This is a genomic window from Pseudoalteromonas sp. NFXS53, assembly GCF_056629255.1.
Map to the genome: position 1 here is coordinate 1 of NZ_JBWVBR010000020.1, position 26,170 is coordinate 26,170.

At 38.6% G+C, this 26,170-nt stretch carries 36 protein-coding genes; 29 read left to right on the top strand and 7 right to left on the bottom strand.

The features are described from left to right. The 25 genes from AC1HJP_RS17905 to AC1HJP_RS18025 form a co-directional block, all read left to right on the top strand. Positions 1-478 (top strand): energy transducer TonB family protein (locus AC1HJP_RS17905; protein WP_480362935.1); only part of this gene is annotated, 478 nt, incomplete at its 5' end. A 111-nt stretch (positions 479-589) separates the two neighbouring features. Then, a complete protein-coding gene (locus tag AC1HJP_RS17910; RefSeq protein WP_480362936.1) occupies positions 590-1,051 on the top strand; it encodes a DUF2846 domain-containing protein in 462 nt (153 codons plus the stop codon). Positions 1,052-1,153: 102 nt separating this feature from the next. Next, positions 1,154-1,546 (top strand): hypothetical protein, encoded by a 393-nt coding sequence (locus AC1HJP_RS17915; RefSeq protein ID WP_480362937.1) that lies wholly within the window; start codon positions 1,154-1,156, stop codon positions 1,544-1,546. A 118-nt stretch (positions 1,547-1,664) separates the two neighbouring features. Further along, positions 1,665-2,186: a hypothetical protein gene (locus tag AC1HJP_RS17920; protein ID WP_480362938.1), complete on the top strand. Its 522-nt coding sequence runs from the start codon at positions 1,665-1,667 to the stop codon at positions 2,184-2,186. Positions 2,187-2,312: 126 nt separating this feature from the next. After that, positions 2,313-2,615: a hypothetical protein gene (locus AC1HJP_RS17925; protein WP_480362939.1), complete on the top strand. Its 303-nt coding sequence runs from the start codon at positions 2,313-2,315 to the stop codon at positions 2,613-2,615. A gap of 116 nt (positions 2,616-2,731) precedes the next feature. Further along, a complete protein-coding gene (locus AC1HJP_RS17930; RefSeq protein WP_475167680.1) occupies positions 2,732-3,010 on the top strand; it encodes a hypothetical protein in 279 nt (92 codons plus the stop codon). A 156-nt stretch (positions 3,011-3,166) separates the two neighbouring features. After that, a complete protein-coding gene (locus tag AC1HJP_RS17935) occupies positions 3,167-3,685 on the top strand; it encodes a hypothetical protein (RefSeq protein ID WP_480362940.1) in 519 nt (172 codons plus the stop codon). Between the two features lie 121 nt (positions 3,686-3,806). After that, the gene (locus AC1HJP_RS17940; RefSeq protein WP_480362941.1) at positions 3,807-4,262 is read left to right on the top strand and encodes a hypothetical protein; all 456 of its coding nucleotides are present in this window, start codon (positions 3,807-3,809) and stop codon (positions 4,260-4,262) included. Positions 4,263-5,167: 905 nt separating this feature from the next. Then, positions 5,168-5,323 carry a hypothetical protein gene (locus tag AC1HJP_RS17945; RefSeq protein ID WP_480362942.1) on the top strand — a complete coding sequence of 52 codons (156 nt, stop codon included), beginning with the start codon at positions 5,168-5,170 and terminating at the stop codon, positions 5,321-5,323. A gap of 164 nt (positions 5,324-5,487) precedes the next feature. Further along, positions 5,488-5,976, top strand: coding sequence for a P-loop nucleotide/nucleoside kinase family protein (locus tag AC1HJP_RS17950; RefSeq protein WP_480362943.1), 489 nt, complete (start codon positions 5,488-5,490; stop codon positions 5,974-5,976). A gap of 138 nt (positions 5,977-6,114) precedes the next feature. Next, the gene (locus tag AC1HJP_RS17955) at positions 6,115-6,417 is read left to right on the top strand and encodes a hypothetical protein (RefSeq protein ID WP_480362944.1); all 303 of its coding nucleotides are present in this window, start codon (positions 6,115-6,117) and stop codon (positions 6,415-6,417) included. A gap of 109 nt (positions 6,418-6,526) precedes the next feature. Then, positions 6,527-6,976, top strand: coding sequence for a hypothetical protein (locus AC1HJP_RS17960; RefSeq protein ID WP_480362945.1), 450 nt, complete (start codon positions 6,527-6,529; stop codon positions 6,974-6,976). 128 nt (positions 6,977-7,104) lie between these two features. Continuing rightward, positions 7,105-7,296 carry a DUF4177 domain-containing protein gene (locus AC1HJP_RS17965; protein ID WP_480362946.1) on the top strand — a complete coding sequence of 64 codons (192 nt, stop codon included), beginning with the start codon at positions 7,105-7,107 and terminating at the stop codon, positions 7,294-7,296. Positions 7,297-7,701: 405 nt separating this feature from the next. Continuing rightward, positions 7,702-8,148: an energy transducer TonB gene (locus AC1HJP_RS17970; RefSeq protein ID WP_480362947.1), complete on the top strand. Its 447-nt coding sequence runs from the start codon at positions 7,702-7,704 to the stop codon at positions 8,146-8,148. A 267-nt stretch (positions 8,149-8,415) separates the two neighbouring features. Further along, positions 8,416-8,841: a VOC family protein gene (locus AC1HJP_RS17975; protein ID WP_480362948.1), complete on the top strand. Its 426-nt coding sequence runs from the start codon at positions 8,416-8,418 to the stop codon at positions 8,839-8,841. A gap of 189 nt (positions 8,842-9,030) precedes the next feature. Beyond that, positions 9,031-9,453, top strand: a complete 423-nt coding sequence (locus AC1HJP_RS17980) for a hypothetical protein (protein WP_480362949.1) — start codon at positions 9,031-9,033, stop codon at positions 9,451-9,453. A 104-nt stretch (positions 9,454-9,557) separates the two neighbouring features. Beyond that, positions 9,558-9,977 carry a hypothetical protein gene (locus tag AC1HJP_RS17985; protein WP_480362950.1) on the top strand — a complete coding sequence of 140 codons (420 nt, stop codon included), beginning with the start codon at positions 9,558-9,560 and terminating at the stop codon, positions 9,975-9,977. 103 nt (positions 9,978-10,080) lie between these two features. Continuing rightward, positions 10,081-10,230 (top strand): hypothetical protein, encoded by a 150-nt coding sequence (locus AC1HJP_RS17990; RefSeq protein WP_480362951.1) that lies wholly within the window; start codon positions 10,081-10,083, stop codon positions 10,228-10,230. Between the two features lie 140 nt (positions 10,231-10,370). Next, positions 10,371-10,793 carry a thioredoxin family protein gene (locus AC1HJP_RS17995; protein WP_480362952.1) on the top strand — a complete coding sequence of 141 codons (423 nt, stop codon included), beginning with the start codon at positions 10,371-10,373 and terminating at the stop codon, positions 10,791-10,793. Between the two features lie 62 nt (positions 10,794-10,855). Then, positions 10,856-11,344, top strand: a complete 489-nt coding sequence (locus tag AC1HJP_RS18000) for a GNAT family N-acetyltransferase (protein WP_480362953.1) — start codon at positions 10,856-10,858, stop codon at positions 11,342-11,344. Between the two features lie 89 nt (positions 11,345-11,433). Next, entirely contained in the window at positions 11,434-11,766 is a 333-nt protein-coding gene (locus AC1HJP_RS18005) for a DUF6419 family natural product biosynthesis protein (protein ID WP_480362954.1), read from the top strand. Beyond that, positions 11,763-12,512 carry an MBL fold metallo-hydrolase gene (locus AC1HJP_RS18010; RefSeq protein WP_480362955.1) on the top strand — a complete coding sequence of 250 codons (750 nt, stop codon included), beginning with the start codon at positions 11,763-11,765 and terminating at the stop codon, positions 12,510-12,512. The genes AC1HJP_RS18005 and AC1HJP_RS18010 overlap by 4 nt, the downstream gene beginning before the upstream one ends. Before the next feature lie 33 nt (positions 12,513-12,545). Beyond that, positions 12,546-12,986: a hypothetical protein gene (locus AC1HJP_RS18015; RefSeq protein WP_480362956.1), complete on the top strand. Its 441-nt coding sequence runs from the start codon at positions 12,546-12,548 to the stop codon at positions 12,984-12,986. 30 nt (positions 12,987-13,016) lie between these two features. Further along, positions 13,017-13,655: a DUF2268 domain-containing putative Zn-dependent protease gene (locus tag AC1HJP_RS18020; RefSeq protein ID WP_480362957.1), complete on the top strand. Its 639-nt coding sequence runs from the start codon at positions 13,017-13,019 to the stop codon at positions 13,653-13,655. 75 nt (positions 13,656-13,730) lie between these two features. Next, positions 13,731-14,108 (top strand): hypothetical protein, encoded by a 378-nt coding sequence (locus AC1HJP_RS18025; protein ID WP_480362958.1) that lies wholly within the window; start codon positions 13,731-13,733, stop codon positions 14,106-14,108. Between the two features lie 204 nt (positions 14,109-14,312). Here AC1HJP_RS18025 and AC1HJP_RS18030 read toward each other — a convergent pair whose 3' ends face one another. From AC1HJP_RS18030 to AC1HJP_RS18040, 3 genes are all read right to left on the bottom strand, one after another. Continuing rightward, positions 14,313-14,951: a 2OG-Fe(II) oxygenase gene (locus AC1HJP_RS18030; RefSeq protein ID WP_480362959.1), complete on the bottom strand. Its 639-nt coding sequence runs from the start codon at positions 14,949-14,951 to the stop codon at positions 14,313-14,315. Positions 14,952-15,051: 100 nt separating this feature from the next. After that, the gene (locus tag AC1HJP_RS18035) at positions 15,052-15,516 is read right to left on the bottom strand and encodes a low molecular weight protein-tyrosine-phosphatase (protein ID WP_480363018.1); all 465 of its coding nucleotides are present in this window, start codon (positions 15,514-15,516) and stop codon (positions 15,052-15,054) included. Positions 15,517-15,553: 37 nt separating this feature from the next. Next, complete coding sequence (locus AC1HJP_RS18040; protein WP_480362960.1) at positions 15,554-16,105, bottom strand: TetR/AcrR family transcriptional regulator; 552 nt, start codon at positions 16,103-16,105, stop codon at positions 15,554-15,556. Positions 16,106-16,191: 86 nt separating this feature from the next. On the opposite strand from AC1HJP_RS18040, the gene AC1HJP_RS18045 reads away from it, so the two are divergent. Together AC1HJP_RS18045 and arsB are read left to right on the top strand one after the other, a co-directional pair. Then, entirely contained in the window at positions 16,192-16,728 is a 537-nt protein-coding gene (locus AC1HJP_RS18045) for a dihydrofolate reductase family protein (protein WP_480362961.1), read from the top strand. Positions 16,729-16,866: 138 nt separating this feature from the next. After that, the gene (gene arsB / locus AC1HJP_RS18050; protein WP_480362962.1) at positions 16,867-17,880 is read left to right on the top strand and encodes an ACR3 family arsenite efflux transporter; all 1,014 of its coding nucleotides are present in this window, start codon (positions 16,867-16,869) and stop codon (positions 17,878-17,880) included. A 57-nt stretch (positions 17,881-17,937) separates the two neighbouring features. Here arsB and AC1HJP_RS18055 read toward each other — a convergent pair whose 3' ends face one another. Further along, entirely contained in the window at positions 17,938-18,870 is a 933-nt protein-coding gene (locus AC1HJP_RS18055; RefSeq protein ID WP_480362963.1) for a hypothetical protein, read from the bottom strand. 350 nt (positions 18,871-19,220) lie between these two features. Here AC1HJP_RS18055 and AC1HJP_RS18060 point away from each other — a divergent pair, with 350 nt between their 5' ends. Continuing rightward, the gene (locus AC1HJP_RS18060) at positions 19,221-20,258 is read left to right on the top strand and encodes a hypothetical protein (RefSeq protein ID WP_480362964.1); all 1,038 of its coding nucleotides are present in this window, start codon (positions 19,221-19,223) and stop codon (positions 20,256-20,258) included. Here AC1HJP_RS18060 and AC1HJP_RS18065 read toward each other — a convergent pair. The 3 genes from AC1HJP_RS18065 to AC1HJP_RS18075 form a co-directional block, all read right to left on the bottom strand. Further along, positions 20,204-23,107, bottom strand: coding sequence for a serine/threonine protein kinase (locus tag AC1HJP_RS18065; RefSeq protein ID WP_480362965.1), 2,904 nt, complete (start codon positions 23,105-23,107; stop codon positions 20,204-20,206). The genes AC1HJP_RS18060 and AC1HJP_RS18065 overlap by 55 nt on opposite strands. A gap of 353 nt (positions 23,108-23,460) precedes the next feature. Further along, entirely contained in the window at positions 23,461-23,778 is a 318-nt protein-coding gene (locus AC1HJP_RS18070; RefSeq protein WP_480362966.1) for a hypothetical protein, read from the bottom strand. Continuing rightward, the gene (locus AC1HJP_RS18075) at positions 23,778-24,356 is read right to left on the bottom strand and encodes an ECF-type sigma factor (protein WP_480362967.1); all 579 of its coding nucleotides are present in this window, start codon (positions 24,354-24,356) and stop codon (positions 23,778-23,780) included. Before AC1HJP_RS18075 ends, AC1HJP_RS18070 begins: the two co-directional genes overlap by 1 nt. Positions 24,357-24,552: 196 nt before the next feature. On the opposite strand from AC1HJP_RS18075, the gene AC1HJP_RS18080 reads away from it, so the two are divergent. Next, positions 24,553-26,112, top strand: coding sequence for a DEAD/DEAH box helicase (locus AC1HJP_RS18080; RefSeq protein WP_480362968.1), 1,560 nt, complete (start codon positions 24,553-24,555; stop codon positions 26,110-26,112). Positions 26,113-26,170: the final 58 nt, after the last annotated feature.

Here is a 26,170-nt window from a genome sequence, read left to right on the forward strand (position 1 = left end):
CACAAAACAGCAGGCTTGTGCTCCTTCGTCGCCAATTTTAGCCTGCTATTTTGTGCCGTTTACGGCAAGCGTTATGTTCTCAGGAGGCATCGTGATTAGTACATTATTACTTGTAGCTGGTGTCCAGTTTGGTGTTACTAAAGCATGCAATGACCCTGACATCGAGTTTCTAGATGAACCCATTAGCATTGCTACATCAATTGAAGGTAACCCCAGTATTTTTGAGCCCAGTACAATACGGTTTAATTCTTCTTTGCCTTCTGCCTGTGCCTTAACAAATACAGAAGGTACCGTAGAGTTTGATGTATCAAATGAAGGTAAAGTAATAAACCTTAAAATATTGAGTCTCAATCCAATTAGAATACACTCACGTGCAATATTACGAGGGCTTAGAAAAGCAAAAGTCTTACCCAATGCATTTGGTACTGTCGGTAATAAAGTGCACGTTAAGTACATACAGTTTAAAAAGAGAACATAACAAATTAATTAAACAATGGACGCAAAACAGCAGGCTTGCGCTCATTCTTCGCTTAGTTTAGCCTGCTATTTTCCGCCGTTTATTAAGGCGTTATATTTTCGGGAGATTTGTTTGAAGTTTTATATCACTATACTTATTTTGGTTCTTACAATAACAGGCTGCGCAGCGACAAGCCCAAAGTGTGAATTACCAAAAGCTGCTTCTTCATCTAATGAAACTACACTTGTAATTTACCGTCCAGATGCTTTCTACGGCATCATGTATTCGACTCCATTCTCTATCAATGGGTGTCGAGTTAATGACCTTTCAAATGATAGTTATCATGTTTATAAACTTCCTGCCGGAGTTCATAAAATTGCAGCGGAAGAAAAATCATATGCTACAGGAGGTGATGGTGTAGTTTCTGGTACTTTTGAAGAGGGCAAGGTTTATTATATTCACTACTCTATATCAGCAGGTGACTTTTATAGTACTGCAGGTGTAACTGGGTTCACTACCACTACACAAATGGGAGTTGTAACTAAAGAATATGCTTATAAAGTGATGCCTAAATTAGGTGAGAAAAAAATATAACAAACGCTTAAACCAAAGGACGCAAAACAGCAGGCTTGCGCTCCTTCGTCGCCAATTTTAGCCTGCTATTTTGCGCCGGTTAAGCGAGGCGTTAGGTGTTTCATGGAATTTGTGTACATCATCGGGATCGGGTTACTTATCATGGCCTTCACTGGTGCTATTGATACTTTGCCTTCTAAATATAGGAAAAGAGGGTGTATGGGCAAAAGTTGGAAGTTGGCTTTTCCTGATTCCTCTAAAGGCAACATTCGAGAGTTTTTAGTTATGTTTACGGACTCTTTTGCATTTTCACCAGCTGATAAGCTTAAGTTTTCGCCAAATGACAAAGTATTAGAGGTTTATCGAGAGTTATACCCCTCTAAATGGTTACCTGATGCACTTGAAGTTGAAACTTTGGCTGAAGAGTTTGAGAAAAGGTATGGAGTAAAGTTTACTGCTATTTGGCATGAAAATTTAACTCTCGGCGAGTTATACGATGGTGCTAGAAACACCTAACAAACGCTTTAACCAAAGGACGCAAAACAGCAGGCTTGCGCTCCTTCGTCGCTAATTTTAGCCTGCTATTTTGCGCCGGTTAAGCTAGGCGTTAAATGCCTCATGGAGTCCAGATGCAATGTTGAAGCATATTTCAATATTAATAATTTTTTTAAGTTTTAATGTAATGGGTAATGAGCTCGAAATGCCTCAAAGTATTGTTTCCAAATTCCTTAGTAATATGAAGGATAAAAATTATGAAAAAGCATCTGAATATATTTCTAAATCAGATTTATCTTGGTTAGCTCAATCTACAGAACCATTACTGAGTAACTCTGAATTTCTAGAGATGTATGGTTTAGAAAAACTCACTGAAAACGATATTAAAGAACTCAATCATGGTGATATCTTTGAGCTTTGGTCATACATAGCATGGGAATCAAGAGACAAAAACTTTGGTAGCTTTGTACCCGATAATGTACTTGGGACTGTTAAAGAAAATGGCAATATCGCACACGTAGTTGTTCGTGATATTGCTAACCCTGAACATGAAGCTGTAGTGTATTCCTTAGAGTTAGTTGCTAAAAGTTGGCAACTCAAGCTGCCTAGAATAATAAAAGGCTCCTTAACTATTTATGAAAAGTCGTTTTTAAATAACTAAATAAAAACGGCACTTAACAAGGTTTTAAAGTCGGACTCATAACTGTTGGCTGAGTTCCACTTCGTTTCACATTATAGCCAACAATTATTCGCCGCTTAAAATGGCGTTATGTGAATTAGGAGAACTATGGAAAACTGGCCAATCTATCTAGTATCACTATTGGTACATTTAGTAATGTTCTCATCTGCTGCATATTCGGTATTGAGTTGCCCGATTAGAACTACTTTTGAAAAATCGAAACTAGTGTTGTTGGCACTATTTTTACCAATTCTCGGGCCTGCCATAGTGCACTATATATTAAAGAAATTTGTGAAACATAAAGGGCAATGGATCGATATAAGTGGAGGTTCAAATTTTGAACCTTCTGGTTCGACAGATAGTTCAGCAACCTCTGACTCTGGTGGTGATTCGGGAAGCAGTGGTGATTGAGTTGTTAAGCAATTCACATAACAAGCAATTAAACAGGGATTAAAAACAGCGGGCTTTTCGCTTCGCTCAATTTTAGCCCACTATTTTTAACCCGTTAATCGAGCGTTAGGTTACTAATGAGTACAGATATAGAACCGATGTATATTGATTGCGGTAAGCATGGAAAGCGAGTGGCTGCCGTACTATGTGGTCACCTGGTCAAACCTGAGGGAGAGCCTGTCGGTTTCATCGAAAACTCAAGCGTTCCGAATGATCTTCAAGCTTGGTGTTATCAATGTGAGGCTGTTTTTGAGCAAGAGGACGGCATGACAGAAAAATTCAGAGAATTTAATCAAATGTCAGTTGTATGTGTTAACTGTTACGAACAAGCAGCACAGTATCACAGTGTAGATTGAGGTTCGTAACCTAACAAACGCTTTAACCAAAGGACGCAAAACAGCAGGCTTGCGCTCCTTCGTCGCTAATTTTAGCCTGCTATTTTGCGCCGGTTAAGCGAGGCGTTAGCTGTTTCTCGAAAATGACGTTAATTCACAATAAAAGGATTTAATCCAATGATTCAATTTATAAAAAAATATAGCATTTATTTCATCTTACTATTTATGGTGGGTTGTGCAGCTACAACGGAAACCCAAGTTGATACTTTTGATGGTAAAAAACGTATCACAATGTCACCAGGTAAAGTGTATAAAGAATCTATTTGGGCTAGCCCTGATTCTTTGATCTGGGCAAATATAGAGTGGAGTGAAAATAATCCTGAAATAGTTTTATTTAGTGTACAAACGATAGGTAGTATCCCTTCTTCAGTGAAAATTAATATCAATGGAGAAATAACAGAAATTAAATCAAATGCTAGTAGCTCAATTACTGATACAAACCTAATGGGAAGAGCTGCTGGGAAAAAGACTTTCACAATAGACCAGAAAGAGTTTATTAGAATCATAAATGCTGATAAATCTACCATCAGAGTAATTACGGCATCGAATGAGTTTATTGATGGGATTCTATCAAAAGACGAACCAGAGTCTTTTATTCGTGGAGCCAAAAAAGTAGCTAAACAACTTAATTGGTAAAAACAGCTAACAAGTGCCTAAACCAAAGGGACGCAAAACAGCAGGCTTGCGCTCCTTCGTCGCTAATTTTAGCCTGCTATTTCGCGCCGGTTAGGCAAGCGTTAGAAGCCTATGAGAATTTATGCCTCGTCGTAGAGAGTTAAAAGGGGTCGCAATTAACCTCGCTGAATTATTGAGTGGACGCAATAATGATTACTTAGGCTATTGGGCTGTAGGCCAGCTATTGCTATTAGCTCGAAAGCATGAAGTAGATATGATCTCGCTAGATTTAATAAATTGTACAGGCGATATCAGTTCCCCCTTATTAGAAGATATGTGCCAGTATATGAGTTTTGAAATTACGCGAATACTTAAAGCACATAAGCTACCCGATGAATGGGTGAAATCAATTACAGCTAAATTTAGCTTTAATCCAGAATATCAGGAAAAATATCATTACTGGCGCTCAGCGTTAGGCAAACCCTACTTGGTTCAAGTAGAAATTGAAACTGACTTAGGGTATATAAATAAGGCTACTCAAGGGGGTAATGTAAAGCCTCACGACCCTTTAAAAGAACAACGGAGAGGCGGCTTCTAACAAGGCCGTTAAACAAAGGACACAAAACAGCAGGCTGTGCTCCTTCGTCGCCAATTTTAGCCTGCTATTTTGTGCCGTTTACGGCAAGCGTTATGCGTCACTTTAAATCTCTGTCTTTAAAACGGTTTTTGCTTCAAGTCTTTTCTTCAAATTAGCTTTTAGGTACAGTGGCGTAATCAAGTTTTAAGTTGGTCTTGGCTTTTCGTTTTTCAATTTAAGTTGTGACCAGAAAGGTCATTCACCAGTCGAGCGCTTCTTTGCAATTTTGAGTTTGGTGAGTGTTTTTAAATTTAAAGTTTGGCTTATTAGTGCAGGCGCAAGCGCTTCTAAATTTGTGTGTCAACGCATAACAAGGTCGTCAACGCGGACAAAAAACTGTTGGCAGTTACGCTTCGCTTCACATTTTAGCCAACAATTTTTTGCCGGTTACAACGGCGTTATGCGTCACTTTAAATCACTGTCTTTAAAACGGTTTTTACTTCAAGTCTTTTCTTCAAATCAGCTTTTAGGTACAGTGGCGTAATTAAGTTTTAAGTTGGTCTTGGCTCTTCGTTTTTCAATTTAGGCTGTGACCAGAAAGGTCATTCACCAGTCGAGCGCTTCTTTGCAAATTTGGGTTTGGTGAGTGTTTTTTAATTTAAAGTTTGGCTTATTAGTGCAGGCGCAAGCGCTTTTAATTTTGAGTGTCAACGCATAACAAGGTCGTCAACGCGGACAAAAAACTGTTGGCTGTTACGCTTCGCTTCACATTTTAGCCAACAATTTTTTGCCGGTTACAACGGCGTTAGGCATAGGACTTACCCAAAAAAAGTAGACACCATCTATAGTTAGATAGAGGTGATTTATGAGTCAAAAAAAGCAAAAGCAATCCTACACAGAAGAGTTCCGAAGAGAAGGTGTGATTTATGGAAGTCATGGGGTTTATATTTGGTGCGATTGGTATGACATTTGGAATTTCAGGTTATACCTTTGCTGTTCTAACAAGGAAAAGATTAGATAAACTAGAGAGCAAATTTAACGATCTCAAAACTTCAAGTAATGAGTATAAATCTAGTAAATAATTCCTTCTATAAATGTGCAATGGCAATATAACAAAGATAACAATTTGATGTGTGCAAAAGCGGGTTAATATCCCAAAAAACTGCTAGCTGTTAAGCTTCGCTTCACATTTTAGCCAACAATTTTTTCGCCGTTTATTAAGGCATTATTTGTAAATTGAGGAAACATGGAAAATCAAGGCAAGCTACTCTTCTTCTGTGGAAAGATGGGAGCAGGTAAATCGACTAAGTCTAAGGTTGTGGCTGTTGAAAATAATGCAGTCCTAATTTCAGAAGACGACTGGTTGTCAGCTCATTATCCTTCACAAATTCAAACGTTTGACGACTACATTAAACACTCTAATCTCATAAAGCCTTTCGTTAAAAACCATGTTCAAAGTTTGTTGAATGTTGGGGTTAACGTTGTCATGGACTTTCCAGCGAATACTATTAAGCAAAGAGCTTGGTTCGTATCACTGTGTGTTGAAGTAGATAGTGAACATGAGCTTTGGTATTTAGACTTAACAGATGAGCAATGTTTATCTCAAATTGCTAAGCGCCGAGAAGAACAACCTGAAAGAGCTTTATTTGACACAGCAGCAGTATTTCATCATGTTACTCAGTATTTTGAAGCTCCAACAGCGAGTGAAAATCTTAATCTCGTACGTGTAGGGTAATACGCATATCAAAGCGTTTAAGAAGGATTCTCAATACTTGGCATTTTCTGTTGGATTCAGCTTTAGTTTACGGCACATTGGTTTAGGCTAGGTGGTGGCGTTGTTCACCCGTTAACACTGCGTTAGAAGGAATATTAAATGTTATCGGAACCTGACTATGGTAGTTATTCTTATGAGGAGCTCTTGGATGTTTTCGAAAACATTGATCGAGAAAACTTTCCAGAGCGGTTTAATAAAGTAGCTAGCTTGCTAGGTAAAGACATTAGAGTGGAGATCTTGGCAGAAGATATAGACGAAGTTCAAGAAGAGAGAGCATCAGTAGTTTCGAAATTAGTAAAAGCCAAACGTATTAATGATTATTTCGACTCTTTACATGACTCAGAGCTTCATTCTGAAGGCGTTGATGCGGGGGGATGTTCGGGTGATAGCGCTGGTGAATAGTCCCCTCTAAACAAGCGTTTAGCCATAAAGGGTGCAAAACAGCAGGTTAGTGCTCTTTCGCCGCTAATTTTAGCCTCTTCTTTTCATCAGTTGGGCATAAAGGAATACTATGAGAAAAATTATAACTATATTGGCATTATTATTTACTACCGTGACTTATGCAGAAAGTGAGATTGAATTGAAAAAAGCTTTGAATTCACACTTTAATAAAGAAGTTATTAATTATGAATCCGCTTTTGTTGATTTAAACGATGACAGTATAAAAGATGCTTATGTTTACCTTAACGACAGAAACTGGTGTGGCTCAGGTGGTTGTACATCATTTGTTTTTGTTGGTACTAAAGAAGGCTTTAAATTTCAATCTAAGGTTATGATCACTAAAAAGCCGGTATTAGTCTCGCCGATTAAAAATAAAGGGTGGAGCAATTTAGTCGTGTCTACTGGCGGTGTTGGTCAGGTCGTTTTAAATTTTGATGGTTTTGAGTATCCTTTAAATCCTTCTATGCAACCTAAAGCCACCGAAAAAGAAGTCAGTAGTTCTAGAATAATTTTAAAGTAGCGCCAACCTAATAAAGGTTAGAGGTAAAACGAGTTCGCTCCATGGTTTAAAACAGCGTAATAAAATTGCCAAACTGTTTTTAACCATGGCGCAAGTATTACACAAATCTATAAAACGGAGTTTAATCAATGAAGTGGGAATACAAAACGGTTCAGTTCGGATACCAAGGCCTATTTTCGTCAAAACTTGACGCACAAGCCTTACAAGATGATCTAAATAGTCTGGGCAATAATGGCTGTGAGCTTGTTGAACTAGAGTTCAATATGGGTAGTTTGGCTAACAATATTGCTGCAATTGCTATTCTAAAACGCCCTAAATAAGGGAGTGCATTCATTTAACTCGTGCCTAAACAACAGGGGGCAAGTGTTAGCTAAACGATAAGTCGAGTAGGAGGTTAATGTTTTTATGAAGAATAAACATCCCAAGAATCATAAATCAAATGGTATTGTTGATTTGTTTACCCCTCACACTGAATTGGCGTTGTTGAGCTCAATGCGAAAATCTAAGACTTTAACAATAATGGTTTTAGTTTTTGTATTTGCGTTTATCGGTTTCTTATTTTTCTTATTAAGAATGGTTAAATAAATATTTTTCCCTGAAACTTGCGAGGTAAATTATAAAATTAACAACCTTTTGAATATGCTAAATTCAGTAGATTATTAGCGCTTATTTTGAGTTAGTTCTGATAGCCCTTAAAATAGAATAATAAAACCAAGGAGAGAGCAGTGCATAAGTCTTACTTAATAATTCCTCTAACATTTGCTTTGGCAGCGTGTTCATCAACACCGGAAACTGAACAAGTTCAATCGAATTACCTAGATTTGTCTGCGAAAAAACAGGTCAAACTTGTTGAAGAATATTGGACTGTCGTTAAAAGAGTTGAACCAAGATATCCGGTTTCTGCAGCCAAGAAAAATATATCTGGTTGCGTTGACTTGATTGTAGGCATAGATCAAAACGGAAAACTTAAGGGTTACAAAGTGCGCTCTTCCTTCCCTAAAGGTGTTTTTGATAAGAATGCCGCGGCAGCATTAACTAAATGGAAGTGGAAAGCGACTGAAAAAAATAAGGATAGTACCCCTGTCTTAACTTCTGTTCGTTTGGACTTTACGACAAGTAGAAATCCAACTGAAATTGAATACCTTAAAAATTGTCCAGCTCGTAAAATTTAAAACTAATGAGTTAGTAAAAAGGTATCAAAAGGTAACAAGGGGTCAGATCTTGCTTTTTACAAGCTTTACACAGTTCAAGACCTGACCCTACAATTTTATTTAAACGAGGCACTTGAGGCTATTTCTTATTTCGAAAATAATTGAGATTCCTAAATATAATAAACGACGTAAACCGGGTAATTACATGTGGGCACCCATTACTTCGTTCAATATTTTAGCTCACATTTAACAGCCTCTGCTCGGGGCGACGGTTTTAAGGAGAAAGTGATGAACCCAGCAATTAAAGGGTTAGGTGAAACAGTATTAAGAGTTCGCGATCTGGATAAAATGAAAGAGTTCTACTCTAACATTATTGGTCTTGAACTGATCAAAGAGTTTCCTAAGGTGGCATTTTTTAAAATTGCAGATGGGCATGGTGGTCATACACAGGTAATAGGATTATTTGCTGAAGAGTTACCCAGAGCATTTGTGAATGACAACATCGCAACAGTTGAATCAGCATGTTCTAGCCTGCATCATTTTGCATTAGAAATCTCGTCAGAAGATTATTTAGCTGAAAAAACACGCTTAGAGAATGCTGGGTGTGAGGTCATCACCGCTGAACATACTTGGTGTCAGTGGAGGTCGATTTATGTTAAAGACCCTGAGCAAAACGTTGTAGAGTTAGTGTGTTACGATAAGACTGTTGTGTAAAAGCATGGCGAATTGAGTTACTGAGCAAATTACTGAGTTGTTTTGATTCTGCTATGAATTCAAAATCACTCAGTAAAATCTGCAGTGCTTAAAGCGTTCTATTAAAAAGGAACTCCAACAAGTTTTAATTTTTTAGTGAACTTTGTATTTTTGACTAATTAGGGGAAGAGTCGTAGGTCTAAAACAATTATGAATAAACAGTCGAGAATGGAGTTTAGAAGAAAAGCTGGACTTAGAGATTTACCTCAACCTCAAGTAAAATATCAGGGCCCTAGATATTCAATGTCATTTGCATGTTGTGAGTGTAGAACTTCTAACATGCGTCAATTTGATGTTGCACCATATGATTATCCTAAGACTATTGAGTGCCCTATTTGTAAGGGAGTTGCGGTTAACTTAGGTCGCCATTTTAAACCCCCAAAAAAATCTGATTTAGCACAGTGGAAAAAGATTAAATTTTTAATTGAACATGGATTTGTATTTCAAAAAATTCGCACAACACAAAATAGCTATGAAAGTGTTCCTTATCCAGAAACTCTTGCCCAAGCTGCAGAGTTCGTAATACAGTATCATCAATACGCGGTGCAATCGCTTTATCTAAAAGCAGATTAAAGCATCAATTCTGCACAGTTGGTTCTGTTTGTACCGCGCTAAAACTTAGAAAGCGACCTTTATTAAGTTACAAAGGTTTAATACACACAGGGAAATTTGGTTATATGTCTAAAACAGTTTCACAAAGCAAAAAAATCGCATTAGTGGTAATTCTTGGAGTTGCTGCAGTGGGTTATTATGGTTATTCGAAAGTTAGTTATGCTAAAACAGTAGCAAGTGAAATTAAGAAAATCACACCTTTTAAAGATGAGCAACTCGCCTTAGACAGCGTTAGTGTGACAGATAAAAGTTTCACTTTAGCGTTAACGGTTTCAGGTATTACTTCAAATGAAAAAAATATTGATGAGTTTAAATCTCACTATGATGAGGTGGCATTAAACTATATCTGCCAAAGCTCAAATTATGATGCTCAATTTGAAGAGGGTTATCACATAAGTATGCACATTAAATATCAGGATGAACCAGGTAAGACGTTTAGTCGCATTTATGTATCTAAAGAGCACTGCTCAGAACTGAACACATAACACGAAATTGGAGAATTTAAGTCTGATTGGTTAAGTTAATTCTGTGAATACGGTATTAGCTTAATGGTTCTACCCATTCTATATGTACGTATAAGGGAAATATATGAAAGACAAGAACCTATCTGACTCAAAACTTATCGCATATGCGTTACTCTTTTCAGCTGTAGTCTGTTTATTCTTTGCTTGGGGTTTTGAACTAGGTAAAACGACTGCGTTGAATACGAACGCGAAGATAGCCGCAGCGAGCGAATAAAGAGTCAACATAAGCGGTCAGTCATAAAAGGAGAAAACATTGAGTCTTGGAAACCACATTACAGGCAAGCTAAATAATATCGAATCGTTTATAGAAAATGCACCAATATATTTCTTACCTGTAAAATCTTAGGATGGATATTGCTGTTTTTAGCTCTGATGGTGACGAATTTACTTGCCATAGCCAAGTGGCCATTATCAGCAATGTCCAAAAAGGTGAATAAGAAAGCCCAAAGTCTTAATGGGCCTTTGAATTTGTCTAGTGAAGAAGAGTTAAGAAAAGCCTTAGATTCGAATGAAATTGTCTTGTTGGATTTTTGGGCTCAGTGGTGTGGCCCATGTTTGTTAATGAACAATACAATCAATGAATTTGCGAAAGAGCATGCTGACAGTGTCACTGTGGGTAAAGTTGATGTTTCATTAAACTCGACATTAAGTAAACAATTTGCAGTTAGAGGCTTACCCACAGTGATTGTTTTCCAAAACGGCGAGGAAGTCACAAGAAAAAGTGGTTCGTTAACAAAAACACAGTTATCGCAATTGATAGCACAAGCAAAAAATTAAGCGCTGATTTTAGCCTGGTAATTTGCTCAGATTGATCTCGCTGATATGCCGAAATAGAGCGTATGGATATTAAACTCATCGAGGATAACAACTGGAATGATATCTTGGCAATTCAAGCTAAAGCCTATCATGAGGTCGATTTAGAAACGTTAGATGTTCTTAAGTCTAAACAAACGGCATCACCTGAAACTTGCTTTGTTTGTGTTTCAGAGCAAAATGAGGCTTTAGGTTATTTACTGGCGCATCCATGGGGAGATTCTGAGCCTCCAAAATTGTTTGTGCCGCTATTAGGGCCGGTAAATAGTCAAACTTTATACCTCCATGATATGGCTGTTAGCCCATACTCAAAAGGACAAGGAATTGGCCGGGTTATGATAAAAAAACTAATTGAAGTTGCCAAAGCTAAAGGATTTAAACGAATAAACCTTGTGGCAGTTCAAGGCGCTAATAGCTTTTGGTCCCTTCAGGGATTTAGAGAGGTTGCAGAGGCAAATATATCTTCAACTTATGGAGAAAACGCGGTTTTCATGGAAATGGAAGTTGTGGCATAACAGAGTTCATCTGTTTTTTTGTTTACTTGCTATTCATTTAACTTAATATTGTAGCGCCTACGAAAAGGCGCATGTGCCAAGGAGGCATCATGTTTAAAGCGGCTATCGGGATTTCTATTGTCCTTTCTTTTATATGCATGCTGTTAGCAGCAGCGCCTTTCACGCCAGCAATCAGTGTTTCATTTATATTTTTGTTGTTTGCTGGGTTTATTGGTTACAAAGGTTTTCTTCAGTCAGGTATTGTTTTGTTATTCATTAATACCCTTGCTGTTGTAGGGAGCCCGAGTATAGATATATCAAATACCAGCACATTGGTTTTTGTGTTTATTGCCTTCTTAATTTCTTTTGGTGGCGTCTTTTTTGGAGTAAGGAAATTAAGCGTTGCGCAAAGTATTAACAATGAATGTAGAAATAACGAATGAAGAAAATAAAAATAACTGAAGGTTTATACCAATTCCAATTTCCTCCTTTTGAAAATCAACATTTTGGATTTAACATTTATGCTTTGATAAACGGTCAAGAAGCGCTGTTAATCGATACAGCATTTGAGCAACATGCAAAACAGGTTCGCGAGGATTTAAATAAGGAAGGAATTGAAATCACGAAAGTCGTTTTTTCGCATTTCCACCCTGATCATATTTCAGGTTTACCTGCACTTAATTCACCGATATTGTATGGTAATAGGCTCTATAAAGCGTCACTTAATAAATATACACCGATAGAAAAACATCATTCCTTTGATGGAATGAATACTTTAACTGAGCGCTCTCAATTAACTTTTGGCTCGTTTAATTTGACATTCAAATTGGTTCAAGGTCACGTTATTTGTGGCATGTTCACCATTATCAATAATCAGTTTGTGCATGTAGCCGATGATTTAATGACATCAAATGAAGGAGCGCCACTTTTGCCTTCTGTGCATGTTGATAATGCTAAGAAGCATTTTGATTCTTTAGAGCTTCTTAAACGCTATGCTTCATGCACTTTATTATTGTCACACGGTAATGCGTTATCTGGAGAGTCTGAAATCTTATCAGCCATAAGTGATAGACAATCTTATTTAGAAGCCATAGCTAGTAGTAAGCCCCCCATTTCGATAGATGCAGCGCTACAAAATACTCGTTGTGACTTTCTTCACAAAGAGTGGCATGAATATGTTTATCTTTAACGAGGATAGCTTTCACCTTTATAGGTACGTGTAATGGTGTTTGAATTCGACAGAGTAAAATACCAAGTGATTGATGCCAAAATTAGCCTTTGTTTAGGTATATTGGTCATTTTGGCACTGATTGTGGAATTCTTAATTGGAACACATAGCATATTACTTTTGACTACACTCATACCTTCAGTAATCTATTGGGCGCATAAGGGCTTATCAAGTGAAGCGTTTTTCAAGGAAAAACAAGCACAAATCGTTAAAGTTGTCGATTCTAGGCTGTTTATATTAAATAAGATAACAGGGTATGAATTTTCTAGAGACTTAAATAAAGTGAGAAAAGTAAAGTACAAAACTTTTTTAGGTTTTAGTATTGTCGTCGTTGAATTTACCAGCAGTGAGTATTTTCAGTTCTTTTGTTATAAAAACTCAGAACATCTATTTAGTTTATTAAGTAAAGATCATTCTTTAATAAACAGCGATTAAGGTTAATCCACTTAAAATAATAATAATCCGATGCCAACAAATATTACGATTTTAAATGCTTCTGGAAAGTTTGATCATATTTTCAAACTATTAGAGTCTAAAGCACAGAGCTCATTGGTCGAAATCTCAAGCTACATAGCACTACCCGACATAGATATTGTTATCAGTCCTTGTAGTCAAGATTACCAAAATGACAGCGGTATTCTTGGGTGTGTCAGCACGCCATACGTAGTTGATATTCTATTAGATACCGAGCGCGGAGATTTAGTCGATATTATCAACAATGAATTAACTATGGTGATGGCGCACGAATTACATCACGTCATAAGGTCATCAGTGACCGGCAAAGATGACACTTTGCTTCAACACCTAGTAACAGAAGGACTAGCTTGTCATTTTGAAAATGAGTTCAGTAATCAGGCTTCGTTGACGTTTTTTAATGATATAAAACAGTACGCTTGGCGAGATTTATATCAACAAATGCAGCCGCATTTATCAGATGCTCAATTTGATTACACGGTTTATTTTGCAGGGAAAGACCAATCTAAATTTCCTAATCGAGCAGGTTATTGGGTAGGTTTCAATTTAGTAGCAGAATATATTAAAAAGTATGGTGGTTGTGCTGTGACTCATGCACACATAAAAGCTGAAGAACTGGTCAGCATTTAAGTATAAAAGTCACTTCTAAAATGTTATTTACACTTACTTTTGTGTAAACAAATAGAGATTAATTTAAGGATAAAAATGCAAGAAGCACATTTAGCAAATTTCAATAAAGTCTTTATAGAAAAGGCTGGCTGGATTATGGCTGGAAGTTCGCTAGCACTATTGGGATTAATAATGGTTTTTAATAGCTCGGTATTGGCTTTAACGCTTGGCGCTTCAGTTGGACTATTCATTGGTATGATTTGTCCGTTTTTATGGCAAAAAGACTTTCAGCTTTTAAATCTCTTATTAGTCAACTTTTTGTTTATTTTACCCTCAATTTACTTAACGAATTCATCAGAGCAGGTTCATGTCGCTTTTCAGTTTATCCTGACTGTCATTGCAGTCTCGGCTTTATGTTGGTTTGTCTTTAAATCTAAATTGGTTGTTTTTCTAAAATTAAAAGAAGAAGGATGAGTGGTTAAATGCAAGGTCCTTTAATCTCTGACTTTAAAGTAAACGTTACTTAATCTGGGTGGGGAGAGGTAATGTTGTATAGATTAACTAGGAGTTATCTTGGCAGTTTTTTACAAATAAAACGCTTTAGTGGAGAGTAGTGTGATAGAAATCATTGTAAGAGCGTACTAGCTAATGAGGCGCTCTTACAAAAGAAGTTAATATTTAACGTGGCGGGTCAATTTGACCATTTACACTGTTATTCACCCTAAACCAGCCTGCAATTGAAAAGCGTTCAGCCTTTGCTGGCAGAACTTCATGAGGAAACTCGTCACTTAGAAACGTCACAAGGGTGCCAAAGTTTGGCGTAACACGGGTGAGCTCTTTATCGTGATCTTCACCGTCATAAATGACCAACTCTCCGCCATTTTCGGCTTGCCAATCTGGATTTAAATACAACACAGTAGAAAGTAAACGGTTAGTTTGACCTTTGAATGCATCTAAATGCTTTTTATAAAAAGCACCTTGCTGGTAGTGCGCAAAATGACATTCGTAGCTAAATAGTCCCATGAATAAACGCTTATTCATGTAGGCTTTTAACTCATCCATATAGTCTAAAAAGCAACCTTCAAGTGCATTGCTGTTATCTAACCAATGAATTTTGTCACTGCGAATGGTTTCATTCTTTTGATGATCATCTTTGCGACCGATACCTGCTTCATCAAACGTGTCGAAGTCAAACTCTGCAAGACGAGATTTTAACGCCTGAAGCGCAGGTAATTCTTGGTCTAGCGTTTGAATGCTGTAGCCTGTAAATTGCAAGTCTTGGGCAATGTTGGCAAAGAGTTCTGTATTATTGGTCACAAATTTGCTCATCTAAAATAGTTTGGCTGCGTTTTACCATAGAAACAAATCTTAGACGAGCATGAAATTTGATTTTATTGCGCTGGCTTAAGTTTTATCGCTATTTTTGTGTTTCTTTAATCTTGGCTAATAGTTTGTCTGAAGCCTCTTCAATCAAATCTAACACCAGTTCAAAGCCATCGCCTGCACCATAATAAGGATCTGGCACTTCATCGTATTGGCTATCAGCGAAGCTTAAAAATAGCTTAAGTTTGTGTTGATGTTCACTCGGGCAACTTGCTTGAAGGTCTGCTAAGTTTTGCTTGTCAGCCGCTAAGATCAAGTCGAACTCTGTAAAATCACTTTGCTTAACCTTGCGAGAATACTGCCCTTTAAAGCTGTATCCTCTTTTTTCACCCGCTTTCATTGAACGGCTATCGGGTTTCTCGCCACTGTGATAACCAATAGTGCCTGCAGAATCTATGGTTAGATCTAAGCCCAGTGTTTTAGCTTTGTGTTTCAGCACAGCTTCACCCGTTGGTGAGCGGCAAATGTTACCCATGCATACAACTAGAATTTTTGAAATGTCAGCGTTCATCAAAGTCTCTCCCTAATAGCGGTGTTTATTCTAAAACCATTGTTTTACAAATAAAAGTAACAGGTTGTTCTATCATCTCAAGGTTTAGTTCATCTCGGTTGGGGTTACACTCCATAGCAAGGGCAAAACCATGTAAATAATCAACGAGCAAATGCAGCACGGTTTGTTGTGTGTCTGTATTTAAATCTAGTGACCCAGTTATACGCTCGAAACGTGCTGCGAAGACCTCGGCTGGGCCAATCATTTTACTGCTGAGTAAGGTTTGTAATATCCCGCGATATTTATCAAGTATCGCTAAATAGCTTTTGCTTAACTCGTAAATCTCTTGTTGCCAATGCAGTGATTGCGGGTCATGAATATCACTGATCAATGACACAGCCACAGCCTCGAGCAATGCATCTTTGTTTTTAAAGTAATGGTAAATGGCCATGGCATCGACATTTAATGCAGCTGCCAAAGCTCTAATGCTTGGTGGCTTGCCTTTTTCAAGCATGAGTTGCTTTGCTTGGTCGATGATGATGTCTTGGCTTAACTGTTTTTGTGCAGGGCGGCCTCTTTTTGTTTGCTTGACACTCATCAAAATATCTCTAATTATATAATTAATTCTACAGTGTAGAATTTTAGTTAGGTTTTAAGTTTTATACAAGCTAAAAGAGGTGTGTAATGACAAACACGGTGTATATAGCAACCAGTCTCGATGGCTTTATTGCAGATAAAAACAACCAAGTAGATTGGTTACATCAAGTGCCAAATCCAACTGGCGATGACTGTGGTTTTGCTGAATTTATGCAGAACATAGACGCGTTAGTGATGGGGCGTAATACCTTAGAAGTAGTATTAAGTTTTGACTGTGATTGGCCGTATTCAAAGCCCGTGTTTGTATTAAGCAATACGCTGCAGCAAGTACCAGAAAAGTTGAAAGACAAGGTGTTTTTAGTCAAGGGCGAATTAAAAGAAGTCATCGAAAACTTGAATCAGCAAGGGTTTAAACACTTTTATATTGATGGCGGTAAAACCATTCAAGGGTTTCTGCAGCAAGATTTAATTGATGAGTTAATCATAACGACTATTCCTGTTTTACTCGGAGGCGGTATTCCACTTTTTGGAGAACTCAAAGCACCACTCAAGTTTAAACATGTAAAAGCCACACGATATTTGGACTGTTTAGTGCAAAATCATTACATCCGCGCGGACTACTAGTTTTCAAGCTCAGAAATTGAAATATATGGAATTCCATATGTATATTTCTTTTTGATTGGCTTAGAATATATGAAAATTCATATATTCTTGTGTTGCAATGTTTGACACAAGAATTAGCCAGTTAAAAGTGAGAAAAGTATGGGGCTATTTGAGCGATATTTATCTGTTTGGGTTGGGCTAAGTATCTTAATTGGTGTAGTTGCTGGTAACTTTATGCCAGACGCCTTTGCAGTCGTTGCAGGTTTAGAGTTCTTTCATGTCAATTTAGTCGTTGCTTTGCTCATTTGGGTGATGATTTTTCCTATGATGGTTCAAGTCGACTTTGCAGCCATTAAAGATGTCGGCAAAAAACCAAAAGGGATCATCCTCACTTTGGTACTTAATTGGTTGATTAAACCCTTCACAATGGCTTTGTTAGGTTGGTTGTTTTTTAAAGTCTTTTTCGTGTCAATTGTTGATCCACAAAGTGCGAACGAATATATCGCAGGTATGATTTTATTGGGTGTTGCGCCCTGTACTGCGATGGTATTTGTGTGGAGTCAACTAACCAAAGGGGATGCAAACTATACCCTTGTGCAGGTGTCAGTGAATGACATTATCATGGCATTTGCGTTTGCGCCGATCACCGCGCTTTTGCTTGGGGTGAGTGATATTACAGTCCCTTGGGAAACATTGATTATCTCAGTCGTGCTGTATGTTTTGATCCCATTGGCTGCAGGTTTTGCTTTTAGACGTTTTTTACTGAAACAGCAAGGGGAGGTGCAGTTAAACCGCTTTTTGGTTGGTATAAAGCCTTTTTCTGTTATTGGCTTGTTAGGCACTGTGGTGCTGTTATTTGGCTTTCAAGCACAAACGATTATTGAACAGCCGCAAGTCATCGGCTTAATTGCTATTCCGCTACTTATTCAAACTTATGGTATTTTTGCTTTGGCATATTGGCTTGCTAAGAAGCTGAAGTTACCTCATAACATTGCTGCCCCTGCATGTATGATCAGCACCTCTAACTTTTTTGAACTGGCAGTCGCTGTGGCTATTTCAATGTTCGGCTTACATTCGGGCGCTGCGCTTGCAACTGTGGTTGGAGTATTGGTTGAAGTCCCTGTGATGCTCAGTCTTGTGTGGTTTGCAAATAAAACGCGCCATTGGTTTTAACAAAGAGAAGATGGGCTAAGCCCATCTTCATAACTATATATCTATTTAAAATTATAGTTAGTTAAATTTTATACACACTGCGAATGCATGTAAGTATGTACCGTAGTAAGGGTATGAGATGTAAGTCTGCCAAGTTCTAGCTGACCAGTTATAATCGTATGCAGTACCAGAGTGCTGGTATGGCCTTGATATCTCATAGCCATAGTATCCAGAGTGGTGTTGAGTTCCCCCACCTGTAAGTGTGTATCCATATGGACAAGTGGCATATACATAGCCAGAAGAATAACTAGCGACATAGCCATATGAATAGACTCTCACTTGGCTTATTGCACCACTGCCACCTCCTACATCGTCGACTTCACAGGCGACACTGCCATTATCATAGATCTCTCTAATAGACTGACCAGTAGGGCAAGAACCCGAGACAATCATTTGTTTCATAGCCAGAGAGTCATTGATATTCTCAATTTCATTTTCCAGCAGTGCGATGAGTTGAAGGTTATTGTCTATCTGTGATTGTAATGACACCCCCATGTCATTAATTGATTGGTTCAATGAAGTGATAAGGGTATTGTTGGCGTCAATTTGAGATTGTAAGTCGTCATCAGCACCACCTAAATCATCAATTTGTGCTTGCAAGTCGGCATTTTCAGCCTCGAGTGTATCAACTTGCGCTTGCAAAGACGAAATATCGTCTGCGTTGGCGTCAATTTGCGCTTGAAGGCTGGCATTGGTCGCCGTTAAAGATGCAATGGCGTCTTCATTAGCGCCGACTCTGTCTTCAATGGTGTCAACGCGTGCAACTAATGCGTTGACCTGATCTTGAAGTGTGGCAACTTTACCTTCGACTTCAACAATTTGGCCTTGAAGTTCTACAAAGGGTTTACCTTTGGGTGTCGAGCCTTTATTTGAACCTGCATAAGCAGTTAGAGATAGGCCAGCGAGAATGCTGGCAGTGATCAGTGATTTACACATTACTGATTTTTTCATCGTCATTCCTCCGATTATTCAACGGAGATACCAGTCGACGGATAGTGTAAGGGTCAGTATCAATACTGGCGGATACATTATGAGTGGCTAGATATCCTTAGAAATCCCTATCAAAAATGTCCATTACAAGTAAGCAAAAGCAAGATGAGTATAGTTGCGATAAACTCAATAACCAGTATCAGAAAGAAAAAACTTGAAAAACTATAAAAACGTACTAGCAAAATCTCTGACGGGGTAATTTAGTACTAGTTTGATTATCGATTACGGTTCTGAGTTGAAAATGCGTGTATTAAAAAGCGGTTGTTGAATAGCTAGATTGAGCCTAGCTAAACATGGAGCCTATGAACAAAATGCGCACTCTCACAGAACAATTGCAAGTACTTAGTGACTATCAAAAGCAACAAAGCAAACTGCCAAGCTCAATGAGTAGTTTATTATCTTGCCCACAAAAATTTCGTTGGTTTAAATTGGAACAACAGGCATTGGCCTTTGATGCGTTGTTATCTCAAGCTTATATCAATGCCAGTTTTAAGCTCCATGCATTAATCGGCGCGGGTGAGTGGGCTGAGTTTCTGACGAATTGGGTTGAGGTATATGAAAGCGATAATGGTCAAAGTTTAGAGCTTCGACTTATTAGTGCATTTCCACTTGTCAAACTATCAAAAGAAAAGAACCACTGGTTAGTCACTAGTTTAGGTGACTGCAAAGCTGCAAATCCTATTCTACATAACCATGTAATTAAATTGTTGGAATCTCGTTTTGGTTTATGTGGGTTAATTGACAGCTACCCTGAGCCGATAGCAGGAAAAAATGCTAAAAACGCCTTCTATGAATTTAATGTGGCAGATTTTAAGCATCATACTTCAGCTGTTTTACCTTGCACGGAATCGAGTTTACTGGCTGCTATAAAGTGTATTTCAGATGCATTACCGCCTTTAACGCGCGGTATAAATCACTATGCGAATACAGACGTACAGATCCAGCAGGGTGAAATACTTTCGTTGTGTTATTTTTTTAAATTACTCGAACAATCATACTGTGTGCCAAGTAATTTGCATCACTTAATCTCTGAATTCAATAGAGCGATGAAAGTAGGGCAGGTAGTAAATAATAAAGTGTGTTTTGGAGAGATAAAAGAGACCATACCAACCTTTTCACTACCAGTTAAAGAGCATCTGGCGATTTTAGTATTCAATTACGAAGTGCTAGAAAACCTCAATATTATGTACTTTGGTTTACATTGTGCGCAGTCTAAACAAAACAAATTTGATATAAGCCAATGTGCAGACTCTGATGTCATCATTAAAAATCACCAATGCGAATTTGAACTACTTTATAAACTAGACGCTTTGGTTTCTTGTGAGCTCTCGGCCGAAAGTGTTTCTTGATATTCGCTTAACTCAGGTACATTAACTGTTAAGTTATATTGCTTGGCTATTTTTTCGAGTAAGCCTAGCCAAAAGTTATCGTCTGACGGGTTGGCGAGATAGTTAAATGCGTAACAAGTGTCGAACTCTTTTTGTGCTTGTTCTAAGCGACCTGCAGCGGCAAGTGATTTCATATATTGTAGGCCGATATGTTGAGCGAAAAAGCTGGGTATCGTCTTTCGGTATTGCTCGATAGCGGCCATGGCTTGTTCATAGTGTTCTATCGATAGCTCAAACTGCTGATCAAAAAAGTACATTCTGGCTAGCTCGAAATTAAGCTCAAAATCATTTGGAAAGCTAAACTCTGATTGCTGCGACCGAAGAAACTCTATGTTGAACTTTGCACCTTCAAGGATGTAATTCTTACGGCTGGTCATGAGCATACTTTGGATATCGAAATTACTGTCTATTTTAAATATTGGATCTGAATGCAGTAACTTTTCAGCTTCGAGAATATATGGGTAGGCTTTGTCCATTTGTTCAGTGGCTTCAAACATGGCAATCGCAGTATGAAGCTCACCGTATAAACCAATATTTATTTCGGTTCGGTTAAAATTATTATCCAGTGTTTTAAATAAATTATAGGCATAAAGTCGCATATTCTCTGACAGCTCTACTTTGCCAATGGTTTCATAAGCCCTCGACATAGAAAGGTATTGCTCTAGAAATTCGTAACTACTTTGTCCGTACCGACGCTCTCTGAGGTTGACGACATGCTCGAGCACTTCGATTTGCTTATCAAACTTTCTTTCTAATTCATAAGTTTGTGCAAGTTGTCGATATGCAAAATCGACGTGGCGATGATCTTTGCCGTATTTTTTCTCAAGTCCAGGTATGGCATTAATGATATTTTGCACACAATCATTACACTGAGTACCATATTCAATTTCTAGCCAGGCTTTACTTGCTTGATAATGTGCATAGTCAAAATGCGTTTTAGGTAAATTTTCATCTAACGATTTGGCCATCTCCTTTACTTGTTGATGCTTCGCTTGCATCTCCTCTTTATTGATATGGCCATGGAAGTAGAGGCTATAAGCATCATCTTGTAGCGCAGTGAACTCAGAGACTTTCATTTGCCAGTAACGGTCAGGGTCTTCAATACTTGGTGTTTTCTCAAGTAATGATTGCACTTCGTCATAGCCTGCCTGACTGACTTTGACCATGCCTAAACTTGCAAGGTTGATGTAGGCATCGAGTTGTTCTTTTTTAGACGGTTTGTATTCGTCGATGTCAGCTAATAACTGTTTGGTGAGGGCGTAAGAAGCTTGTGTGTCGCCGACCCCACGAAGGGCTCTAGCGTATAAACGGTTGGACTTAAAATATAGACTTGGGTTGGCTGTTTTAAATTCGTGACTGTTTGACCAATTTTTTAAAAATGGGATCGATTCTGAATAGAAACCAAGGCCAATGAGGCTCTCTGAAATGCTGGTCATGAGCCTAGACTTTGCGACAAAGTTAATGTTTTCGTCTTGCTCTATGTTTTGAGCCCCTTGCAGTAAAATATCTTTGGCTGAGAGCGTAGGCGAAAACCCTTGAGTCGGATCGGTCATTTTAAAGATGTTGATCATTTGTTCAGCGACTTGTTCTGCGGTTTTACGCTCAGCTTCAATGCGAATATTTTGTTGATAAAAAGTCACACTTGAAACTGCTAAAACTCCAAAAATGATGGCTTGAGCTGGGCTGCGCTGTAGCCACTTTTTTAACTTATATATGACGCTATGCTTGCGATTGTGCAGCGGTAAATGGCGCAAATAACGGTGTAACTCAGACTTAAACGTCTTAACACTGTCGAACCGATTTTCAGGTTCTATTTGTAGCGCTTTGCCCAGAATGAATTCTAAGTCGCTGCCAATCAAACGTTTGTTTTTAAAACCCTTTACGTGTTGTGATAGTGGAATACTTGGCAGAGTTTGTTTGGTTTTTATGATTTCCGGTTTTGTTTTGCCATGGGTTTCAAACGGCAGTTGCTTTGACAATAATTTATAAAGCAGTACAGCCAAAGAATATTGATCGGTTTTAAGCGTCAGTGTGTCATTGGTAAGTTGCTCTGGTGAGGCATAAGGCAAACTCATTGCCTGTAGATACTGCTTTAATGCTTGTTGATGATTTCCTTCAGACTGACCATGCACGAGCTTGGCAATACCAAAGTCGAGCACTTTTACCAGACCGCTCGATGTCACTAAAATATTAGATGGCTTGATATCGGTATGTGCAATATTTAAAAGGTGCGCACTTTGTATCGCGTCTGCGACATCGAGTACGAGCTTAATTGTGTCATCAAAAGTGAGTGTGTGATGCTCACAGTAAACGTCAATTGGCAGGCCATCAAGTAACTCCATTACAAAGTAATGTATGCCACTGTCGGTTGTGCCAGCGTCAAATACTTTGGTGATATTTGGGTGGTTTAAAGTTGCTAAGATCTGCGCTTCGTTTTTTGCATTTTGCTCGCCAACAACACGCATCACCGAGGGCATTAAGAACTTTATCGCCACACTTTGCTTGAGTGCGCCATCGACTCGCTCGGCCTTATAGACAACGCCCATACCGCCTTGGCCTATCATCTCAGTTAATTGATAAGGGCCAATGTGTGTGCCTTGAAGCTGGTGAAGTTGTTCATCGCCGGTTACTTTGCCAACTTGCTCAGCTACCAAATCATGCCAGTCGGTGGCTTCTTCTAATTGATTATGGTGAGTGAGCAAGGCTTGTAATTGTCTTTCCAGCTCTGCGTCTTGCATTGCTGTCAGGTAATCGCTTTGTGCCTGAGCGTCTAAGTCTAATAAAGCTTCAAAATGTAGGTAAAGTGACATGGTGTGTTATGCTTGTTATTCCCTTAATAATTAACCTGAGCTCTGGATAATAAATCTATCTCCAGCGGCTACTTTCAACGTTAACTGCGTTGAATTTACTTGCAATAGGCCAACTATTGACGCGTAAATTCGCCTTGCCTACATAGATATAGGTACCTTAGCGATAGCAGGACGCGTGAGCGGGGTTATCGCTAAAAGTCTCTGGCTGCAGACTTGAAAAATCACTTATCATTTCAATATCAATACGTTAGTAAATCTCTTAACCAAAGTTCAGGTTAATGAGTATAAGTTCAAGTAACTAAATGTAAATGTTTAATTTGGCTTATAGTTATTCAATAGAAAAAAAACGAGCACTAGCGCCACTGTGATAAAGGCAAGTCTGATATTTTGACTGGTTTATAAGTTTGCAGTGACCAACTTGCCGCTTTATAAATGAGCTGATTTTTTTTAATGAGAAATAAGCCAATGCGAGCTTTATTAAAAGGCACAAAGATAAAGGTAAGAGCTATGTCCTCAAATGTGAGTTGAACTTTTCTATTTAATTTGCCAAATAAAGTATGAAAATGGTGACATCGATCACCAATCCAAATTGTGCATTTTCCTACCCTTGAGTGCCAAATAATGCGTATTGTTACGCTATTTAGCTGGGTAGATAACACTGTTAATTGCATTAGCTGAGTCTCATTTTCAACCAAGATTTAGCAAACGCGATGTCTTTTTCTGCACTAGAAACACTGATGTTTAAAAGATCAGCAATCTCTTTTACCAATAGGCCGCCAAAGTACTTGAGCTGCATGGTTTGCGCCTGGCGAGGAAAAGAGACCTCCATGTCTTCGATAGCAGCACTTAAATCAAGGAGTTTGTTGTCAGGGTTATGGCTTTCATCTACTAGCGAGTTTTTACTATCAATATTGGTGATGTCGGCATCGCGTTTTTGAGAGGCATTTTTACGAGCATGATCGACTAAAATATTGTGCACAGATTTACTGACCAGTAACGCAAAATCTCGTCGGTTCGATAAGTACTCTGTACTGCCTTGTTGAATTTTAATAAAGACCTCATGCACCAGCGCAGTCGTTGCATTGATGTTCGCCTCAAGGTTGTGCTCACCGTGTTTTTTCGCCATTTTTTGTTTTTGCTTTGAGGCGAGTTGTCTTAAATGGTCATAAATCACCAATTGAAACTTCTCTTGGGCATTAGGGGCGCCAGCTTGCCACTCGATAATGGCTTGGGTGAAGTCATGTGACATGTTTGTTCCTTACATTCTCAAAAGCACAGATATATGCAAACTCATTTAAGTTATCAGACAAGTGTTTTAAGTACGAGAGACGTAAAAGCTCATATTTTCCGTAAACTTTCTTTAAATTAAAACTATTACTAAGCTTAAATTGCTTACGCACCTTTATTCCTGTACTCTGCATCGCCTTACAAATTTGAGTAATTATATGCAATTTTCTGATCTCGCTTTATCCCAAAATATTCTTCAAGCTTTAACCGACAAAGGTTATACCCAACCAACTCCCATTCAAGCTCAAGCTATTCCTGCCGTTTTAGAGGGCAGAGACGTGATGGCAGCCGCACAAACGGGCACAGGTAAAACGGCGGGCTTTACTCTGCCTATGCTTGAACTACTGAGTAAAGGGGATAAAGCCAGAGCGAATCAAGTACGTGCACTGGTGTTAACACCGACGCGCGAGCTTGCTGATCAGGTTTGGCAGAATGTTGAAACTTACTCTCAGCATTTAAATCTGTCGACACAGGTTGTGTATGGCGGGGTGAAAATTAATCCGCAAATGATGAAGTTGCGTCGTGGTGCAGACATCCTAGTCGCAACTCCGGGCCGTTTACTGGATTTATTCCAGCAAAACGCCATTAAGTTCGACAGATTAGAGCTATTTGTTTTAGATGAAGCCGATCGCATGTTAGACATGGGCTTTATTCACGACATTAAGCGTGTGATTAAATTGCTTCCTAAAAATCGTCAAAACTTAATGTTCTCTGCGACTTTCTCTGATGAAATTCGTGAATTGGCAAAAGGCCTTATCAACGATCCGGTTGAGATTTCAGTGGCGCCAGCGAACAGCACAGTAAAAAGCATTGAGCAAAGCGTCTATGAAGTCGATAGAAGTAAACGTACTGGGTTACTTAAGCATTTAGTGAAAACTCATAACTGGCAACAGGTGCTTGTCTTTACTCGCACTAAGCACGGTGCAAACCGCTTGGTTCGTGATTTAGAAAAAGCAAAAATTGCGGCAGCAGCTATTCATGGTAATAAGAGCCAAAACGCCCGCATGAAAGCCCTTTCGGGTTTTAAAGAGGGTGAAGTGCGTGTGCTGGTGGCAACGGACATTGTTGCGCGAGGTTTAGATATTCAAGAGCTTCCAAATGTAGTGAACTTCGATTTACCGAATGTGTATGAAGATTATGTGCATCGTATTGGCCGTACAGGCCGTGCAGGCGCAACCGGTGAGGCAGTGTCGTTCGTAACCCATGAAGATGCTGATGATTTATTTGGGATTGAGCGACTCATTCAAGAGCTTATTCCGCGTAAAATTGAGCCGGGTTTCGAGCCACAAAACCCAGTGCCAGAATCTAAGCTAGACACACGTCCACTGAAAAAGAAAAAGCCTAAGAAACCGAAAAAGCCTAAGCAAGTGGATGGTGAACAAGCGTCAACTGGTAATCAGCAAAGTAAAGCTAAATCAAATTCAAGCAACGCAGCTAAGCCGAAGTCAAAGCCTAGGTCGCAAGCTAATCGCGTAGAAGGTGATAAATCGAACGCAAATAAACCGCGTAGAAATAAGCCTAACTCGGGAAATCGCAAACCACAAAATGGCAATAACAAGCCGAGTGGTCAAGGGCAACGCAGTGAGCAAGGGAAGGCAAATAACTCGAATCGCTCAAATAACAATAGTCGGCCAAGTAACGGTAATCGTTCTAGCAATAGCAATAATGCTGGCACGAACAAACCAAAAAGAAGCAGTTACAGAAATACACGTGGGTAATGTAAATTCACACTAAAGCATTTTGTTAGTTCTGCAATTCAAAGCCTATACTTTTAGT